The organism is Pantoea sp. Ft-CA_14, from assembly GCF_024520875.1.
Lineage (GTDB): Bacteria > Pseudomonadota > Gammaproteobacteria > Enterobacterales > Enterobacteriaceae > Pantoea > Pantoea agglomerans.
On sequence record NZ_JALNPM010000019.1, the window covers coordinates 1 to 16,487 of the forward strand.

Here is a 16,487-nt window from a genome sequence, read left to right on the forward strand (position 1 = left end):
GAGCGGTAGTTCAGTTGGTTAGAATACCTGCCTGTCACGCAGGGGGTCGCGGGTTCGAGCCCCGTCCGTTCCGCCACTTAATTGGAAAGCCCTGACTTAACGGTCAGGGCTTTTTCCATTGCAGCAAATTCAACACGGAAAAATACACCGCGCTGATTCTCTTCGATCTCCCGGATCATTTTAACGATCGCTAATTCTTTGAATCTGAAGCGATAATCGCGCAATCGATCCCACCCCTTCCAAATTGTGTGCGGGCAGACCCCGATCAGGCCTGCCCCTGTAGACTTCAGGTACGCCACGGCTGGTCAGCTGTCCACTCACTCAGAAAATCGATAAAAGCGCGCACACGCTGGCTTACGCCAATATCACTGTAGTAAACAGCATGGAAGGGCATCTCGACCGGCAGACGCTGATCGGCCAACACTTCCACCAGTTTTCCCTCAGCAACTTCACGATCGATCATATAGTCCGACAGGCAGGCAATACCATTACCGGTAAGACAGAGCTGCTTAATCGTCTCTCCGCTGTTAGAGGAGATAGCCCAGCTAATATCATAGAGTTCGCCGCTTTCACGGGAGACGGGCCAGCTATTGAGTCGTGGGGAATCATCAAAGCCGAGACAGTGGTGGTTATCCAGCTCAGCCACCGTTTGCGGTGTCCCATGCTCACGGAGATAGGCGGGTGAAGCAACCATCTTGCGAAAGCTCCTGAACAGCAGCCGGGCGCGCAGCGTTGAGTCGGTGAGATTGCCGGCGCGAATGGCGATATCCACTTTCCGCTCAATCAGATTGATAAAACTCTCTGAGGAGATCAAAGAAAGAGTCACGTCAGGATAGCGCAGACGAAAGGGTTTAATCATCGGCATCAGCAAATGCAGAATCACCGGCGTCGCGGCATCAACGCGCAGTAGTCCTTTAGGCGCCTGTAAACTCTCGATCAAATCGCTTTCTGCCGTGGTCATCTCCTGTAAAAAACGTTGAACATGGCGAAAATAGCGTTCGCCCTCCTGAGTAAGCGCCAGCTGCCGTGTTGTGCGAGTCAGCAGGGCAATACCCAGCTTGCTCTCCAGCTTTTTAACTGTCCTGCTGACGGCAGAGTTAGCCATTTTCAGCTGTTCAGCAGCGCGACTGAAACTTCCACTTTCTACAACGCTGACAAACACTTTTAGTTCATCAGAAGATGCCTTCATTCTTCCTCCCTGCAGTCACATGGCCATTAAGCCAGTTTATGACTGATAATGCTGTTATAACCAGTACAGGAGCCGTTAACGATGACATCGGGGATGTCACCGCCTGATCTGCCTCGTTTTGCTTAGCGAACTTAAAAGGGCTGCTTTATTCTGGAAAAGGTGATGAATTCTGACATTCACCTGCATCCATTGAAACCCCGGTCTAAAATCCCTATAACAGACAGGTGTTAACTGTATTTTGAATCATCAGCCAGGCGGGAAAGTGCGCAAAAAAACTTATGCAATGCGATATGTAGCAGGACAACCAGTGGAACAGATCTTTCCACCTGGCGCGATGCTCCATCTCGGTCAGGCACTGCCACCCGGCGCCCCCTTGCCCGCGCACCCAAACCTCAAAGTTCTGGTGTGGAACATCTTCAAGCAGCAACGCGCAGACTGGATGTCGGTACTGGAAGGATTTGGTAAAGATGCGCACCTGGTATTACTGCAGGAAGCGCAGACCACACCAGAACTGGTGGAGTTTGCCACCAGTAATTATCTTGCTGCCGATCAGGTACCTGCCTTTGTGCTGCCTCAGCATCCCTCTGGGGTGATGACGCTCGCCTCTGCGCACCCGGTCTATTGCTGCCCGTTGCGTGAGCGTGAGCCTCTGCTGAGGCTGTCAAAATCGGCACTGGTCACGGCGTATCCGCTGCCCACGGGTGAAATGCTGATGGTCGTGAACATCCATGCGGTAAATTTCAGCCTGGGCGTCGACGTCTACAGTAAACAGCTGGGGCCAATCGGGGAGCAGATCATGCATCACCAGGGGCCGGTGATTATGGCCGGGGATTTCAATGCCTGGAGCCGTCAGCGCATCAATGCCCTCTACCGTTTTGCACAGCGAATGAAGCTGGAAGAGGTGATGTTCACTGCCGATCACCGCCGTAAAGCCTTTGGTCGCCCGCTGGATTTCGTCTTCTATCGCGATCTCAGGGTGAGTGAGGCATCCGTACTGGTGACGCGCGCGTCCGACCATAACCCCTTACTGGTGGAGTTCAGTTCAGGAAGCTAGTCCGGTGCATTAAGCTTACCTGCAGAAGGGGGAGGGAAGTCCGGCAGATGAGTAAACGGTGGCGGATGAATAAAAGAAAAAGGCTGACAAATGTCAGCCTTTTCAACGTATCAGGTATCAGGTGTTGCGTTATTATTCACAAACAGCGTTAAGTTATCGCCGGGTTGAATATCTTTCGCACTGTCCAGCACACTGTTCCAGCGCATCACGTCTTTGATGTTAACGCCGTGATGACGGGCAATACTGTCAAGAGAATCACCCTTACGAACACGATAGGTGATGCTGTTGCCGTTATCAGCCAGTCGGGTGCCATTCGAACCAATGGTCAGAGTCTGACCCGGTCGGATATCAGCACCGCGCAGGTTGTTATCCTGCTTCAGTGTCGAGACGCTAACGCCAAGTTTTGAGGCGATACCAGAGAGCGTATCACCCCGTCGCACTTTGTACCCGCCACTCGCACTGGCTTTCGCAAGCTGAGTAGGCTGTACCGCTGCGATGTCACCGGAAGCCAGTGAGTTACGCAGTTTCGCGACGTTCGACTTCGGCACCATAATATAGTGTGGGCCGTTTGGCGCTGTTGCACCGCCTTTATAACCGGTATTGAAGCTCTTCAGTTTCGTGAGCGACATACCCGCCATTTCGGCAGCCTGCGTCAGCTGTATCTGCTGACCCACTTCCACTCGCGCCAGAGCACGACTTTCATTAGGTGTCGGCAGTTTGATACCGTAACGCTTGTTATTTTTGAGCAGTTCACTCAGAGCTAACATTTTAGGCACATACACGGTCGTTTCGCGTGGCAGCGATAAATGCCAGAAGTCAGTCGGCTTACCGCGCGCCTTGTTCTGCTTTATCGCTTTGAGTACACGTCCTTCACCACTGTTGTACGCTGCGATGGTTAATAACCAGTCGCCGTCAAACATGGTGTTAAGACGCTGCATCATATCCAGCGCAACTTTCGTGGATGCGACCACATCACGTCGCCCATCGTAATACTGGTTCTGTTTCAAACCATAGTTTCGACCTGTTGCAGCAACAATCTGCCAGATACCAGCGGCATTGGCGGATGAGGTTGCCCGGGGGTCAAAAGCGCTCTCCACTATGGGTAGCAGTACCAGTTCCATCGGCATTTTACGTTTCTGTATCTGCTCGACTATCCAGTACATGTACGGCTCTGCCCGTAATGTTACATCGTGGAGATAGCTCTTATTTTTTAAAAATTTACTTTTTTGTTCGCGGATTGCCGGGTTTTCCGGAATCCCCATCTTCAACTCGTCACTAATGAAACTCCAGAGATCTGCGTCTGCTGCGAGGCCAGTTCCATCTTCCTGCCATCGCGGCGACAAAAACTCGTCTCCGTACTTTCCATTTTCACCTTGACCAGCTGAAGACAGACTCTGTGCATGCTGTACCGGGATATTGGCATCGTTCCTGGACGCCTGACATCCTACCAGCAAGACTGAGGCGAGTAAGATCGCTTTAGCCTTCATGTGTGTGTCAATAGTTCGCTTAAAAGACGAGCAACTATACGTGACGACTTTTCACAACACAACCCGAAAAATCAAAAAGCGTCTTTCTTCTCGCGTAGAACGGCAAATGAACGCCATACGGGTTCATCAGTAACGTTAACGTTTAATGCCCTTTGTAAATCAACGTCTTGCGTGCGAAGAAATAAATTTATTGTCCGTTCGTGCGCCAGTTTTGTGGGCAAACTAATGCCTTTTTCAGCGCGTAAGTCCTTAATTTTCTGATATTCGGCCGTTATTTGTGGGTCATGGGGCAGAATAGCCGCAGCAAACTTCAGATTGGATAAAGTATATTCATGTGCGCAGCAGACTAATGTTTCACCTGGAAGCTGGTTAAGCTTTTGAAAGGAATCATACATCTGCTCTGCCGTGCCCTCAAAAAGGCGCCCGCAGCCGCCCGAAAAGAGTGTGTCACCACAGAAAAGATAAGGTGAGCTGTAATATGAGATATGTCCTAAAGTGTGACCAGGGGTGTGGATTACCTCAAACGTCAGGCCCAGTACCGTGACCTTATCGCCTTCGCTGACTATGGTTCTGGCCCCTTTAGCCGCAGTTTCCTGGGGACCATAGACCTCAAGCTGAGGGAAATGCTCGCACAGTGTTTTCACTCCGCCTGTGTGGTCGTTATGGTGGTGAGTCAGCAGAATAGCGACCGGCTGCCAGCCGTTGGAGGCCATTTTTTCTAACACCGGTTGGGCTTCGCCGGGATCGACAATCAGGCATTTACCGTCATCATCAGTCAGCGTCCAGATGTAGTTGTCCTGCAACGCAGGAATACTGGTAAGATTCATCATCACCTCTCGCAGGTCGTAGGAAAAGGAAGAGCGTAAAGCATGAAGCCCGCTAAATCACGCCAGATTCTGAACGCACCGCTGTCATGGCGCGATATGCCGTGGGGAGATTATTTCCGCGACGCGCTAACGCAGCAGCTTCAGCCTTACCTTGGAAAGCTTTATGGCTTTCATATGCTTAAGCTTGGCAACCTCAGCGCAGAAATCAACACCGAAAACTGTGCTATTTCACATCAGGTCAATGTTGGCAGGGAAGGTGAGCTGTTACAGGTGCTGGCTGACCCGATGCAACTGCCGTTTGAGTCGAAGTCGATCGATGCCTGTTTGCTGGCCCATACGCTCGCCTGGAGCCAGGATCCTCACCGGGTGTTACGTGAAGTAGATAGGGTGTTAATTGATGATGGCTGGATGATTATCAGCGGCTTCAATCCATTCAGTCTGCTCGGCGTGAGTAAGATGGTGCCGGGCCTGAACCGCAAAGCCCCCTGGAGCGGACGGATGTTCAGCCAGGTGCGGTTAGTCGACTGGCTGGGACTGTTGAATTATGAGGTGGTCTATCGCACCCGCTTTCAGGTGCTGCCGTGGCATCGGCAGGGCGGAAAACTGATCAGCGCCCACTTACCGGCGCTGGGCTGTCTGAATATTGTGGTGGCACGTAAACGCACCTTCCCGCTGCTGCCGACCCGGGCTAAGAAGAGTATGAGCACCAGCAAGATCCGCCAGACGGTCAATGCCACACGCCAGTTCCGGCAGGCAGAGGATCAGGATTCGGTTTTATAACCGATATCCTCAAAAGCGGGATTTTCAGCCGCGCTGCGGGCCAGCACGTCGCAGCGCTCATTTTCCGGATGTCCGGCATGGCCTTTAACCCACTCCCACTGAATCTTATGGGTGCTGAGTGCTAAGTCGAGACGCTGCCAGAGATCGACATTCTTCACCGGCTTTTTGTCGGCGGTTTTCCAGCCACGCTTTTTCCAGTTATGGATCCAGCTGGTAATTCCCTGACGCACATACTGACTGTCGGTACTGAGCACCACATCGCACGGCTGGGTCAGCGCTTCCAGTGAGACAATCGCCGCCATCAGCTCCATCCGGTTATTGGTGGTAAGGTGATAGCCCGCGCTGAAGGTTTTCTCATGCTGACCGTAGCGTAAAATCGCCCCATAACCGCCGGGACCGGGATTTCCAAGACAGGATCCATCGGTGAATATTTCTACCTGTTTGCGCATCTCTGGTAGACTTCCTCTCAAAAACGCTAAGTCTGACATAAAACGGGTCTTATGAGCACTGCAAATAACCGCCAGATCGTTCTCGATACTGAAACCACCGGCATGAACATGATCGGGGTACATTATGAGGGGCACCGCATCATTGAGATTGGTGCGGTAGAGGTGATTAACCGTCGCCTGACCGGTAACAATTTCCATATGTATCTCAAGCCCGATCGGCTGGTCGATCCCGAAGCCTTTGGCGTACACGGCATTGCCGATGAGTTCCTGGCCGACAAGCCTGCATTCAGCGAGATTGCCGATGAGTTTCTCGACTACATTCGCGGTGCTGAATTAGTGATCCATAACGCCCCGTTTGATATCGGCTTTATGGACTACGAGTTTGCAAAGCTGAACCGCGGCATTGAGAAAACCGAAACCTTCTGCAAAATCACCGACAGTCTGGCGCTGGCGCGCCGTATGTTTCCCGGCAAGCGCAACAGCCTTGATGCGCTTTGCTCGCGTTACGAAATAGACAACAGCAAACGAACCCTGCACGGCGCACTGCTCGATGCCGAGATTCTGGCTGAAGTCTTCCTGACGATGACCGGCGGACAAACGTCACTCTCCTTTTTATCGGAAAGTGAAAGCGCCCGACAGGCGCAGGGAGAGAGCATCCAGCGCATCGTGCGTCCCACCTCTGCACTGCGCGTGGTCACGGCCAGCGATGAAGAAGTGGTTGCCCATGAGTCACGTCTGGATCTGGTGATGAAAAAGGGTGGCAGCTGCCTGTGGCGCGGCTGAATTACGCATTTTTGTGGATAAAATCAACGGCAAGCTGAAAAAAACAGCAAACGATTTGTTCGCCTGGAAAAAGCGTTGACGTCGCAACAGGCTGCCATTACTATGCGCCTCGTTCCCGACGGGGAACAAAGCGCGGAGCGGTAGTTCAGTTGGTTAGAATACCTGCCTGTCACGCAGGGGGTCGCGGGTTCGAGCCCCGTCCGTTCCGCCAATCTCTTTAAAAAAGCCGATTCAGAAATGAATCGGCTTTTTGCTGTCTGCTATTCAGCGGTGGCCTGGTTCTTCTGCGGCATCACCTCGCCTTGCCAGCGGGCACCATCCTCCGCCTCACGATCTTCACGGGCGATAAAGCGATAGCAGCCTGCCGCCAGACCGGCGCCAATAAACCAGCTGAAATTCGCCACCTGATGCAGGGAAGGGATAAAGCTAATCACCAGGCAAATCGCCACCGATGGCAGCAGTGCGCCAATCGCTTTAGGGTTAAAGCCACCGCGATACCAGTAACGGCCTGCTGGCGTATCGTTAAAAAGATCGTCGACCGAGATACGTCCACGTTTAATCAGATAGAAATCGGTCAGCAGAATCCCGAACAGCGGCCCGATAAACGATCCCAGCACATCCAGCGTATAGTGAATCAGCTCAGGAGACTGGAACAGATTCCACGGCGTTAACAGCACCGACCCCACCGCAGCGATCATCCCGCCGGTACGGAAACTGATTTTCTGCGGTGAACAGTTAGAGAAGTCAAAAGCGGGTGAGACGAAGTTCGCCACGATATTGATACCGATGGTGGCGGTAATCATGGTCAGCAATCCAATCGCGACCGCCAGATCGTTGCCGACCATGCTTACGGTTTCGATGGGATCGGTAATCATTTTGCCAAACAGCGACTGGGTGCCCGACACAATCACTACGGTCACCACCGAGAACAGCAGAAAGTTAAACGGCAGTCCCCAGCGGTTGCCGCGACGGATCTCTGACATGCTTTTGCCGTAGCGTGAGAAGTCACCGAAGTTCAGCAGCGGCCCGGAGAAGTAAGAGACCACCAGCGCCGTCGCCGTAATCATCTGCCACGTCTGCTCGCCTGCGGTCAGCGATTTGCTGGCGAGAGTAAACGAGATCCCATCGAAGCCGGTCTTGTATACAATCCAGCCCGCCAGCGCCACCATCACCACATAGACCGCCGGTCCGGCGACATCAATAAACCGTTTGATGGCGTTCATGCCATGCCAGAATACCATCGCCTGCAGTAACCACATAATGCCGAAGCAGCACCAGCCCAGCAGCGACAGACCAAGCCAGTGCGGCACGGTCATCGACGTCAGCGACGGCGCGAACTTCAGCAGCACCAGCATCAGCGCATTCGCCGCCAGATAGGTCTGGATGCCATACCAGGCGAACGCGATCAGACCGCGTATCACTGCCGGGATATTGGCACCAAACACCCCAAACGCCTGACGGCAGATCACCGCATAGGGGACGCCCGCCATCTGGCTCGGTTTCGCCACCAGATTCGCACAGATCTGCACGATGCAGATCCCCGCCAGCAGGCAGAGCAGCACCTGCCAGCTGGCTAATCCCAGCGTGAAGAAGCTGGCGGCCACCACATAGCCGCCCATGCTGTGCACATCCGACATCCAGAAAGAAAAAATGTTGTACCACGACCAGTTCTGATCGCGAGTCGGTGCCAGGTCGTCGTTACAGAGTCGTGGGCTGTAACGGGCGTTGGCTTCAGAGGCCGTGCTGGCCACCGTTGATTGATTTGGCATGAAACCTGCTCCTCTACCCGAGAGTGGAATGAATAATCTGGTAAAGCGGTATTGCAGGATCCAGGCCAGATCTCTTTTCTTGTATACAATATTTATTTTTCACGTATACGATATGTGGCGTACAGCAAGCGACCGGAGCGGGTAATGACGAGTAAAACAGGACAGCGAGACGCCACCAGGATGCAGGATAAAGATGAAGGGATTTACCAGGCGTTGATGAACGCCATTGTTGAGCATCAGCTGCCGCCGGGCAGTAAACTGCCGGAAGAGGCCCTTTCCGGGGTCTTTGGCGTGAGCCGCACCGGCATCCGCAAAGTGCTGCAACGCCTCGCGGCGGTGCAAATGGTCACTCTGACGCCCAAACGTGGTGCGCAGGTCTCCACACCCGGCGTTGAAGAGGCGCGGGATATCTTCTCAACCCGCAGTTTAATGGAGTGCGCTAATCTGCCAGCGGTCCTGGCCCATCTGCAGCCCCCGCATCTGGTGGCGCTGGAGCAGCTCATCGCGCAGGAGAACCAGGCGCACGCCGATCATGATGGGCCGGCAGCCATCCGGCTGTCAGCGGCCTTTCATATTCAGTTGCAGGCGATCTCCGGGAATCAGGTGCTCACCGGCATGGTGACCAGTCTGACGCAGCGATCATCGCTGGTGATCGCCGCCTATGGCGCACCCTGGCAGCGTGGCTGCCGCTGTGACGATCATGCGAATCTGCTTCAGTTACTGCGCGCGCGTGCGCTGCAGCTGCTGACGCAGGCGCTACAGCATCACTTCGAGCACATCGTCTCCAGCCTGCACTTTGAGCGCAGCGGGGAAACGCTGCCCGACTTTTCCCGACTGTTTGCCGCAGGCTCTGGAGCGGCCTCATGAGCCTGATTCAGGTTATTAACCCTAATACCAGCCTGGCGATGACCGAAACTATCGGTCAGGCCGCGCGTGCGGTCGCCGCACCGGGCACCGAAATTCTGGCTGTTTCGCCGTCGCAGGGTGTGCCCTCCATTGAAGGGCATTTCGATGAGGCGATCGCCGCCATCGGCGTGCTGGAGCAGATTAAACTGGGCAGAGCGCAGGGCGTCAGCGGCCACGTCATTGCCTGCTTTGGCGATCCGGGTTTGCTGGCGGCACGCGAACTGGCCAGCGGACCGGTGATCGGCATCGCGGAAGCGGCGATGCATACCGCCACGCTGCTGGCGACGCGTTTCTCCATTGTCACCACGCTGCCGCGCACCCTGGTGATTGCGCGTCATCTGCTGCAGCAGTATGGCTTTACCCATCACTGTGCCGCACTGCATGCCATCGATCTGCCGGTACTGGCGCTGGAAGATGGCAGCGGCCTGGCGCAGGAAAAAGTGCGGCAGCGCTGCATTCAGGCTAAACGGGAAGATGGCAGCGGGGCGATTGTGCTGGGCTGTGGCGGAATGGCGACGCTGGCCGGGGAGCTGACCCGGGAGCTCGGCCTGCCGGTGATCGATGGCGTCAGCGCGGCGGTGAAGATGGTGGAGTCGCTGGTGGCGCTTGGTTTTGGCACCAGCAAACATGGTGATCTGGCCTGGCCTTTGCAGAAACCTCTCTCAGGTGCGTTTCAGCATCTAAACTAACGGAACTTTCCCGAATCAAAACAGGTGGAGTGATGACTGACGCTGCAGAGAAGAAAGAGTACAGCTTTAACAAAAACTATCCGCGCGATTTAATCGGTTATGGCGCTCATCCGCCGCACGCCGCCTGGCCCAACAACGCCCGTGTGGCGGTGCAGTTTGTTCTGAACTACGAAGAGGGCGCAGAAAACAGCGTACTGCACGGCGACACCGGCTCAGAGCAGTTCCTCTCCGACATCATCGGGGCAGCCAGCTATCCCGATCGCCACATGTCGATGGAGTCGCTGTATGAGTACGGCTCACGCGCCGGTTTCTGGCGTATCCACAACGAATTCCAGAAACGCGGTCTGCCGTTAACGGTTTTCGGCGTGGCGATGGCGCTGGCGCGTCATCCGGAAGTCGTCGAAGCGATTAAACAGGCTGACTACGATGTGGTCAGTCACGGCTGGCGCTGGATCCACTATCAGGGCATGGATGCAAAAACCGAACGCCAGCATATGCAGCAGGCGGTCGATGTGCTGGTTGATCTGTTTGGTAAAGCGCCGACCGGCTGGTACACCGGCCGCGACAGCCCGAATACCCGGCGGCTGGTGGTGGAGCAGGGCGGTTTTAGCTATGACAGTGACTACTACGGCGACGATCTGCCTTTCTGGACCCAGGTCACCTGTCAGGATGGAACGGTTAAACCGCACCTGATTATCCCCTATACCCTGGAGTGCAATGACATGCGCTTTGCCTCGCCGCAGGGATTTAATACCGCGGAACAGTTCTTTACCTATCTGCGCGACAGCTTCGATGTGCTGTATGAAGAGGGCGAAACCGCACCCAAGATGATGTCGATCGGTATGCATTGCCGCCTGCTGGGTCGTCCTGGCAAATTCCGCGCGCTGCAGAATTTTCTCGATCACATCCAGCAGCATGAGGATGTCTGGATCTGCACCCGTCAGCAGATCGCTGACCACTGGATCAACACGCACCCGGCACCTTAAGCCGGTTCCGGCGCTCGCCCCGCGTTGATCGGGCGAAGCGCCGGACGATGTCAGCTCATCAGGCTGACCTGCGCCGCCACGATGCACCAGCCGTGGGGCATACGTACCCAGGTCTGCTGCTGACGGCCAATTTTATCGCTGCCGGTGCGGGTAAATTCGGTGCTGCAGACCGCATAATCCTCGCCAAAGGTGGTGATCACGGTGTTTTGCAGCGTCCGGTTCAGCCCGGCTGAAGGACGCGCGGCGCGGAAGGCACGAATCTCATCAATGCCATACAGATTCTCACCCGCGCCGAGGCGCACGGTTCGCGGGTCGTGCCAGAACAACGCATCCAGTTCGGCCACGTCATTGCTGACCAGCGCCTGCTCGTAGCGGTAAAACTGCGCCGTCACCTCGGTGACGACCTGCGGTAAATTAATCTCTCTGTTCATCAGGCTCCAGCCATATTGATTTGCGGTATCGTAATGCCGCGTTGTTCCAGTGCCCAGGCGGCACGTAACACCGCCTCTTCATTAAATGGACGGGCGATAAGCTGTAATCCAATCGGCAGACCGCTTCGGGTCGCCAGCGGCACGGTACAGACCGGCAATCCCAGGAAGGAGATCGGCTGCGTCAGCATACCCATGCTCGCCTTAGCGGGCAGCGATTCCCCCTGAATCGACAGGGTCTGCTGACCGATGGTGATCGCGCTGCAGGGTGTCGCCGGCGCTATCAGCACATCAAACCGATCAAAAAGCGGCAACACCTGCTGCTGGAAATGGCGGCGGAAACGCTGCGCCTGCACGTACCAGGCACCTGGCATCATGGCACCGGCCAGCAGACGCTCGCGTGAATTGGGTTCAAACTGCTCAGGCGTCTGGCGCAGGGCGGGCAGATAGTGATTGCCGCCTTCTGCCGCGGTCATGATAAATGCCGCCGAGCGTGCCAGCTCAGCGTCCGGCATCAGCACCTCTTCCTGTGCATCAAGTGCTGCCCCGACAACCGCGACGGCAGCGCGGGCATCCTCATCGCACCAGCGGGCAAAAAAGCCACCCAGTACGCCGCAGCGCAAGCCTTCGCTGCCCTGTGACAGCCCCGGTAGCGTCGCGGCCAGCGGGCGATCGGCCTGAAACGCATCGGTGTGGTCTGCTCCCTGCAACAGATCATATACCAGCGCCAGGTCTTCAACCCGCCGCGCCAGAGGACCGATGTGATCGAGGCTGGCGACAAACGGATGGCTGCCGCTGCGTGACAACCGGCCAAAGGTCGGCTTAAGACCAAAAATACCACACAGCGACGCGGGCACCCGAATCGAGCCGTTGGTGTCGGTCCCCAGCGAAAAGTGGACCAGACCGGCGGCCACAGCAGCCGCCGAACCGCCTGACGAGCCACCCGCCACGCGGCTGAGATCGCGCGGATTGTGCGTCGCGCCGTAGTGGCTGTTTTCGGTGGTAAAACCATACGCGTAGGCATCCATGTTCAGCATGCCAGACAGCAGCGCACCAGAGCGACGCAGTTTATCGACAGCAAACGCATCTGCACGTGCCGCCGGCCGGTCGCTGAACAGGCTGGCACCGGCCAGGGTAGTGTGCCCGGCCACATCAAACAGGTTTTTTACCGCATACGGGATGCCCGCCAGCGGTGGCAGGGTTTCGCCGCGCTGCCGCTGCGCATCAATCGCACTGGCTTCTTTTAACATGCGCGGCCCGGTCACTTCCGTCCAGGCATTCAGCGCCGGATTATGCTGCTCAACCGCCTGCAGCGTGCGCTTTGCCACTTCCAGCGCACTGATCTCACCCTGCTGAATCGCCCGCTGCAGGGTCTGAATCGAAACGTCACCTAGTCTCATGCCTGGTATACTCCTGCCACTTCAAGCCGGTCATCCAGCGGAAACGCCATCAGCGGCGCGGCCATCTCCGCGATACGCGACAGCTGGATCAGCAGTTCAGCGCTGCGGGCGTCATCCAGTTCCAGTTGCAGTATCTGCTCCATATGGCCGATGTAGCTGGCCCAGTCGTGTTGATTCATGATTCGCTCCTGTTAAAAACCGGCGGCGCTGCCGTTACTGCGTGGATCGCTTGCGCCCTCAAACATGCCGTTGCTGTGGCGCACAATGGCGCCCGCATGGCCCACGGATTCGCTGAAGTCCGGCAGCAGCTCCACCTCATGTCCCCACAGACGCAGCATCAATACCGTTTCGTCGTCAAAACGACCTTCCAGTTTCAGCGAGTCTGATGATTGCCCCCAGGTCCGGCCCAGCAGCCAGCGCGGCGCACTGACCGCCTGTTGTAACGGCAAGCCCTGAATCACATGGCGGGTAAAAATCGCCGCCTGAGTCTGCGGCTGTCCATCCCCACCCATCGCGCCATACACCAGCGTCCGGCCATCTTTCAGCCGTGCGGCGGCGGGATTCAGGGTATGAAACGGTTGCTTACCGGGTGCCAGGGCCAGCAGATGGTCAGGATCGAGGCTGAAAGCGGCGCCGCGGTTCTGCCAGGTGATACCCGTGCCGGGCAGCACCACACCACTGCCAAATTCGTGATAAATGCTCTGAATAAAGGAGACGGCCAGGCCGCTGCTGTCCATCACGCCCATCCAGACCGTATCGCCCGGCCCGCGTCCGTTTCCCCATGCCGCCGCCTCTCCATCGGTGATCTGGCTGGCGAGTGTGGCAAGGTGATCGCTGTCCAGCAGCGCCTGCAAATCTTCCGTGACGTGACGTGGATCGGTGATGTGTTTGTCGCGCAGTGCAAACGCTTTTTTGGTGGCTTCCACGATACGGTGCACCGTCTGCGCATCGTCAGCCTCCGCCATCTCCAGCCGATCGGTGATGCCCAGGATCGCCAGCGACACCATGCCCTGCGTTGGCGGGGTGATATTCCAGATGTCACCTTCGCTGTGGGAGAGATGCAGCGGCGTCGTGCGGCGGGCGCGATGCTGCTGCAGATCGGCCAGCGTCACCGGCATGCCCAGCGTGGTCATCTCATCGGCCATATGGTGAGCCAGCGTGCCGCGATAAAAGCTGTCGAGCCCCTCTTCAGTAAGCTGGCTCAGGGTGTTAGCCAGGGCAGGCTGGGTAAAACGGCTGCCTGGCTGCGGCACGTTGCCGTCAGGCATAAAGGTGGCGCTGAAGCCGGGCTGATGCTGCAATTCACTGCGGAACGTCGCGGTGGCGGCGCTCTGTGAGGTGGTCACCGGAATACCGTCGGCGGCGTAGCGAATCGCATCGCGCAGCAGACGTGCCAGCGGCAGCGGCGGGGTGCACATCTCAGCCGAGAGATTCAGTGCCTCCTGCCAGCCGCTGACCGTACCGGCCACGGTCAGCGCCGCTTTCGGCCCGCGATGTGGAATCTTAAGGTGATCGGCGTAGAAATCGTGATGAGCCAGCGAACCGGCTGCGCCGCTGGCGTCGATAGCGACAGGATCGCCGCCGGGCGGCAGAATCAGCCAGAAACCATCACCGCCCAGTCCATTCATATGCGGGTAGACCACGGCGATGGTCGCGGCAGCGGCCACCATCGCTTCAATGGCATTACCGCCATCACGCAGTACCGCGAGCGCGCTTTCACTCGCCAGATGGTGTGGCGTCACCGCCATCCCCTGCGGGGCCATATTGCTTTGAATCATCTTTTTCTCGTTATCCGGGTGACAGAACCGATAACAAAGCAAGAGCTGTTCCAGTTTTCACCCTGAGCTGACAATGCGCCGGTTAACCTGGCGCAAATTGTGCTAGCTTCTGCTGAAACAAAAGTTACAGGACGGGTTATGAAACAGCTTGATGAACGACTCAGGAGTCACTATCCCCAGCTCTCTCCGCAGGAGCAGCGCATTGCCGACTTCGTGTTTGACCACTTCGATGACCTGATCAGCTACAACAGTGCCGAGCTGGCGCGGCTCAGTGGCGTGTCGAAAGCCACGGTCAGCCGGCTGTTTAAGCGTCTGGGCTATGAGAAATACAAGGATATGCGTGATGAGTTACGCATCCTGCGCCAAAGCGGCATGCCGCTGACCGATAATCGTGATGCGGTGCAGGGCAATACGCTGCTGGCGCGACACTACAAGCAGGAGATGGCTAACCTGACGCAGTGGGTGAACAGTCTGGATGCCCGGCACTTTAATGAGGTTATCCAGCAGCTGGCACAGGCAAAACGCGTCTTTATCATCGGCATGCGCAACGCCTATCCGGTGGCACTGCATCTGCGACAGCAGCTGGTGCAGGCGCGTTCGCAGGTACATATCCTGCCGCAGCCGGGCCAGACGCTGGCTGAGGAGCTGGTGGATATTACGCCGGAGGATATGGTGGTCGTGATGGCCTTCCGTCGTCGTCCCCGCATCATTCGCCCGCTGATGCAGCAGTTGCAGGCTGCCGGTATCCCGCTGCTGGCGCTGTGTGAGCCGCAGGCGCAGACGGTGATTGCGCTGGCGCGCTGGCAGCTCTGTACGCCGCTGGACAGCGTTTCCGCCTTCGACAGTTATGGCTCCGCCATGAGTCTGGTTAACCTGATTGCCAATGCACTGCTGCATGAAATGCTGGCACAGGGACGCCAGCGCATTCATCAGATCGCCGACCTTTACCAGCAGTTTGATGAGCTGGAGCACCGCTAAAAGGCACCGTTTTGGTGCTTTGCCCCATTTCAGAACAGACCTTCCCCCGGCGTAGTCGTCCCGATTACGCCAGATTTCAGCTGAATGCTTTGCCGCTTAACCCTTTTTCTGTGGCCGTCCGGGTTGGCACATTAGTTGCAGATTGCATGCTAAAGAATCTTTTGTTTCACGTTAATCTCACCGGGGTGCATAATGAAAAAAGTTTTGATGGCGGTTGCGACAGCGGCATTACTGATGGCACAAGCGGGAAGCGCGCTGGCCGATCAACTGCAGGACATCCAGAAACGCGGCGTCATTCGCATCGCCGTGCCGCAGGATTTCCCGCCGTTTGGCTCGGTTGGCACCGATCTGCAGCCGCAGGGGTATGACATCGACACGGCCAGATACCTGGCAAAACAGATGAAACTTAAGTTGCAGCTGGTGCCGGTCAGCAGTGCCAACCGCGTGCCTTATCTGCAAACCGACAAGGTCGACCTGGTGATCTCCAGCATGGGTAAAAATGCCGAGCGGGAAAAAGTGATCGACTTCACCCGCGCCTATGCGCCGTTCTTCCTGGGCGTATTCGGGCCGAAAGGCGATGAAATCAAAGCGGCGTCTGCCCTGAGCGGCAAATCGATTGGCGTAACACGTGGTGCAGTAGAGGACATGGTGCTCAGTGACGTTGCGCCGAAAGATGCACAGGTGAAACGCTACGAAGATAACAACACTACCTTGTCTGCGTATCTCTCCGGTCAGGTGCAGTATGTGGCGACCGGCAACCTGGTGGTCGCCGCCATTGCCCGTCAGAATCCGGCCAAAGCGCCGGTGGCGCAGTTTATGCTGAAAGATTCTCCCTGCTATATCGGCCTGAAGAAAGATCAGCCCGCACTGAAAGCGAAAGTAAATGCGCTGATTGAGCAGGGCATCAAAGATGGCACCCTGAATAAACTGTCAGAAGAGTGGCTGAAAGCGCCGCTGCCCGCCAACCTCGGCGCCTGAGGAAAG

General features: G+C 56.4%; 18 protein-coding genes and 1 tRNA gene. 9 read left to right on the forward strand and 10 right to left on the reverse strand.

What is annotated here, in order from left to right; all coding sequences use genetic code 11:
* Nucleotides 1-77 precede the first annotated feature (77 nt).
* Nucleotides 78-224: a hypothetical protein gene (locus NR195_RS21385; protein ID WP_155724509.1), complete on the reverse strand. Its 147-nt coding sequence runs from the start codon at nucleotides 222-224 to the stop codon at nucleotides 78-80.
* A 62-nt stretch (nucleotides 225-286) separates the two neighbouring features.
* The gene (gene yafC / locus NR195_RS21390) at nucleotides 287-1,189 is read right to left on the reverse strand and encodes a DNA-binding transcriptional regulator YafC (protein ID WP_256844891.1); all 903 of its coding nucleotides are present in this window, start codon (nucleotides 1,187-1,189) and stop codon (nucleotides 287-289) included.
* Between the two features lie 262 nt (nucleotides 1,190-1,451).
* Here yafC and NR195_RS21395 point away from each other — a divergent pair, with 262 nt between their 5' ends.
* The gene (locus NR195_RS21395; RefSeq protein WP_010255114.1) at nucleotides 1,452-2,243 is read left to right on the forward strand and encodes an endonuclease/exonuclease/phosphatase family protein; all 792 of its coding nucleotides are present in this window, start codon (nucleotides 1,452-1,454) and stop codon (nucleotides 2,241-2,243) included.
* A 110-nt stretch (nucleotides 2,244-2,353) separates the two neighbouring features.
* Here NR195_RS21395 and mltD read toward each other — a convergent pair whose 3' ends face one another.
* Both mltD and gloB read right to left on the reverse strand, forming a co-directional pair.
* Nucleotides 2,354-3,730, reverse strand: coding sequence for a murein transglycosylase D (mltD, locus tag NR195_RS21400; protein WP_022625195.1), 1,377 nt, complete (start codon nucleotides 3,728-3,730; stop codon nucleotides 2,354-2,356).
* Nucleotides 3,731-3,801: 71 nt separating this feature from the next.
* Nucleotides 3,802-4,557 carry a hydroxyacylglutathione hydrolase gene (gloB, locus tag NR195_RS21405; RefSeq protein WP_132500276.1) on the reverse strand — a complete coding sequence of 252 codons (756 nt, stop codon included), beginning with the start codon at nucleotides 4,555-4,557 and terminating at the stop codon, nucleotides 3,802-3,804.
* A gap of 42 nt (nucleotides 4,558-4,599) precedes the next feature.
* Between gloB and NR195_RS21410 the strand changes: the two genes are divergently transcribed.
* Nucleotides 4,600-5,337 (forward strand): class I SAM-dependent methyltransferase, encoded by a 738-nt coding sequence (locus NR195_RS21410; protein WP_010671138.1) that lies wholly within the window; start codon nucleotides 4,600-4,602, stop codon nucleotides 5,335-5,337.
* Here the strand turns inward: NR195_RS21410 and rnhA are convergent.
* On the reverse strand, nucleotides 5,319-5,786 hold the full coding sequence (rnhA, locus tag NR195_RS21415) for a ribonuclease HI (protein WP_010255125.1): 468 nt from the start codon (nucleotides 5,784-5,786) through the stop codon (nucleotides 5,319-5,321). The two genes, NR195_RS21410 and rnhA, sit on opposite strands and share 19 nt — an antisense overlap.
* A gap of 51 nt (nucleotides 5,787-5,837) precedes the next feature.
* Between rnhA and dnaQ the strand changes: the two genes are divergently transcribed.
* Nucleotides 5,838-6,569 carry a DNA polymerase III subunit epsilon gene (gene dnaQ / locus NR195_RS21420; RefSeq protein WP_010255127.1) on the forward strand — a complete coding sequence of 244 codons (732 nt, stop codon included), beginning with the start codon at nucleotides 5,838-5,840 and terminating at the stop codon, nucleotides 6,567-6,569.
* Between the two features lie 134 nt (nucleotides 6,570-6,703).
* Nucleotides 6,704-6,780 (forward strand) — tRNA-Asp (locus tag NR195_RS21425).
* A gap of 49 nt (nucleotides 6,781-6,829) precedes the next feature.
* Here NR195_RS21425 and NR195_RS21430 read toward each other — a convergent pair.
* The gene (locus NR195_RS21430) at nucleotides 6,830-8,338 is read right to left on the reverse strand and encodes an NCS1 family nucleobase:cation symporter-1 (RefSeq protein WP_033756668.1); all 1,509 of its coding nucleotides are present in this window, start codon (nucleotides 8,336-8,338) and stop codon (nucleotides 6,830-6,832) included.
* 144 nt (nucleotides 8,339-8,482) lie between these two features.
* Between NR195_RS21430 and NR195_RS21435 the strand changes: the two genes are divergently transcribed.
* From NR195_RS21435 to puuE, 3 genes are read left to right on the forward strand one after another with little or no spacing between them, the layout of a single operon-like run.
* Nucleotides 8,483-9,205: a GntR family transcriptional regulator gene (locus NR195_RS21435; protein ID WP_256844892.1), complete on the forward strand. Its 723-nt coding sequence runs from the start codon at nucleotides 8,483-8,485 to the stop codon at nucleotides 9,203-9,205.
* Nucleotides 9,202-9,933, forward strand: a complete 732-nt coding sequence (gene hpxA, locus NR195_RS21440) for an allantoin racemase (RefSeq protein ID WP_010671141.1) — start codon at nucleotides 9,202-9,204, stop codon at nucleotides 9,931-9,933. Before NR195_RS21435 ends, hpxA begins: the two co-directional genes overlap by 4 nt.
* 32 nt (nucleotides 9,934-9,965) lie before the next feature.
* Nucleotides 9,966-10,919 carry an allantoinase PuuE gene (puuE, locus tag NR195_RS21445; protein ID WP_010255138.1) on the forward strand — a complete coding sequence of 318 codons (954 nt, stop codon included), beginning with the start codon at nucleotides 9,966-9,968 and terminating at the stop codon, nucleotides 10,917-10,919.
* Nucleotides 10,920-10,969: 50 nt separating this feature from the next.
* Here the strand turns inward: puuE and hpxZ are convergent, their stop codons facing one another.
* The 4 genes from hpxZ to NR195_RS21465 are packed head-to-tail and all read right to left on the reverse strand — an operon-like array spanning nucleotide 10,970 to nucleotide 14,525.
* Nucleotides 10,970-11,350, reverse strand: a complete 381-nt coding sequence (gene hpxZ, locus NR195_RS21450; protein ID WP_182500296.1) for an oxalurate catabolism protein HpxZ — start codon at nucleotides 11,348-11,350, stop codon at nucleotides 10,970-10,972.
* Nucleotides 11,350-12,747 carry an AtzE family amidohydrolase gene (locus tag NR195_RS21455; protein WP_256844893.1) on the reverse strand — a complete coding sequence of 466 codons (1,398 nt, stop codon included), beginning with the start codon at nucleotides 12,745-12,747 and terminating at the stop codon, nucleotides 11,350-11,352. The genes hpxZ and NR195_RS21455 overlap by 1 nt, the downstream gene beginning before the upstream one ends.
* On the reverse strand, nucleotides 12,744-12,926 hold the full coding sequence (hpxX, locus tag NR195_RS21460; protein WP_256844894.1) for an oxalurate catabolism protein HpxX: 183 nt from the start codon (nucleotides 12,924-12,926) through the stop codon (nucleotides 12,744-12,746). The genes NR195_RS21455 and hpxX overlap by 4 nt, the downstream gene beginning before the upstream one ends.
* Nucleotides 12,927-12,938: 12 nt before the next feature.
* Entirely contained in the window at nucleotides 12,939-14,525 is a 1,587-nt protein-coding gene (locus NR195_RS21465) for a gamma-glutamyltransferase family protein (RefSeq protein ID WP_256844895.1), read from the reverse strand.
* 138 nt (nucleotides 14,526-14,663) lie between these two features.
* Here NR195_RS21465 and hpxU point away from each other — a divergent pair, with 138 nt between their 5' ends.
* The gene (gene hpxU, locus NR195_RS21470) at nucleotides 14,664-15,503 is read left to right on the forward strand and encodes a MurR/RpiR family transcriptional regulator HpxU (protein WP_010255152.1); all 840 of its coding nucleotides are present in this window, start codon (nucleotides 14,664-14,666) and stop codon (nucleotides 15,501-15,503) included.
* Nucleotides 15,504-15,695: 192 nt separating this feature from the next.
* Complete coding sequence (locus NR195_RS21475; protein WP_010255154.1) at nucleotides 15,696-16,481, forward strand: transporter substrate-binding domain-containing protein; 786 nt, start codon at nucleotides 15,696-15,698, stop codon at nucleotides 16,479-16,481.
* The last annotated feature ends 6 nt before the right edge of the window (nucleotides 16,482-16,487 follow it).

What these genes read in the sequence shown, in the direction of transcription:
- NR195_RS21410 (WP_010671138.1), top strand. Translation starts at nt 4,600, where the DNA reads ATGAAGCCCGCTAAATCACGCCAGATTCTGAACGCACCGCTGTCATGG.
- NR195_RS21455 (WP_256844893.1), bottom strand. Translation starts at nt 12,747, where the DNA reads ATGAGACTAGGTGACGTTTCGATTCAGACCCTGCAGCGGGCGATTCAG.
- mltD (WP_022625195.1), bottom strand. Translation starts at nt 3,730, where the DNA reads ATGAAGGCTAAAGCGATCTTACTCGCCTCAGTCTTGCTGGTAGGATGT.
- hpxZ (WP_182500296.1), bottom strand. Translation starts at nt 11,350, where the DNA reads ATGAACAGAGAGATTAATTTACCGCAGGTCGTCACCGAGGTGACGGCG.
- NR195_RS21435 (WP_256844892.1), top strand. Translation starts at nt 8,483, where the DNA reads ATGACGAGTAAAACAGGACAGCGAGACGCCACCAGGATGCAGGATAAA.
- hpxX (WP_256844894.1), bottom strand. Translation starts at nt 12,926, where the DNA reads ATGAATCAACACGACTGGGCCAGCTACATCGGCCATATGGAGCAGATA.
- dnaQ (WP_010255127.1), top strand. Translation starts at nt 5,838, where the DNA reads ATGAGCACTGCAAATAACCGCCAGATCGTTCTCGATACTGAAACCACC.
- puuE (WP_010255138.1), top strand. Translation starts at nt 9,966, where the DNA reads ATGACTGACGCTGCAGAGAAGAAAGAGTACAGCTTTAACAAAAACTAT.
- NR195_RS21430 (WP_033756668.1), bottom strand. Translation starts at nt 8,338, where the DNA reads ATGCCAAATCAATCAACGGTGGCCAGCACGGCCTCTGAAGCCAACGCC.
- NR195_RS21475 (WP_010255154.1), top strand. Translation starts at nt 15,696, where the DNA reads ATGAAAAAAGTTTTGATGGCGGTTGCGACAGCGGCATTACTGATGGCA.
- gloB (WP_132500276.1), bottom strand. Translation starts at nt 4,557, where the DNA reads ATGAATCTTACCAGTATTCCTGCGTTGCAGGACAACTACATCTGGACG.
- hpxU (WP_010255152.1), top strand. Translation starts at nt 14,664, where the DNA reads ATGAAACAGCTTGATGAACGACTCAGGAGTCACTATCCCCAGCTCTCT.
- rnhA (WP_010255125.1), bottom strand. Translation starts at nt 5,786, where the DNA reads ATGCGCAAACAGGTAGAAATATTCACCGATGGATCCTGTCTTGGAAAT.
- hpxA (WP_010671141.1), top strand. Translation starts at nt 9,202, where the DNA reads ATGAGCCTGATTCAGGTTATTAACCCTAATACCAGCCTGGCGATGACC.
- NR195_RS21465 (WP_256844895.1), bottom strand. Translation starts at nt 14,525, where the DNA reads ATGATTCAAAGCAATATGGCCCCGCAGGGGATGGCGGTGACGCCACAC.
- yafC (WP_256844891.1), bottom strand. Translation starts at nt 1,189, where the DNA reads ATGAAGGCATCTTCTGATGAACTAAAAGTGTTTGTCAGCGTTGTAGAA.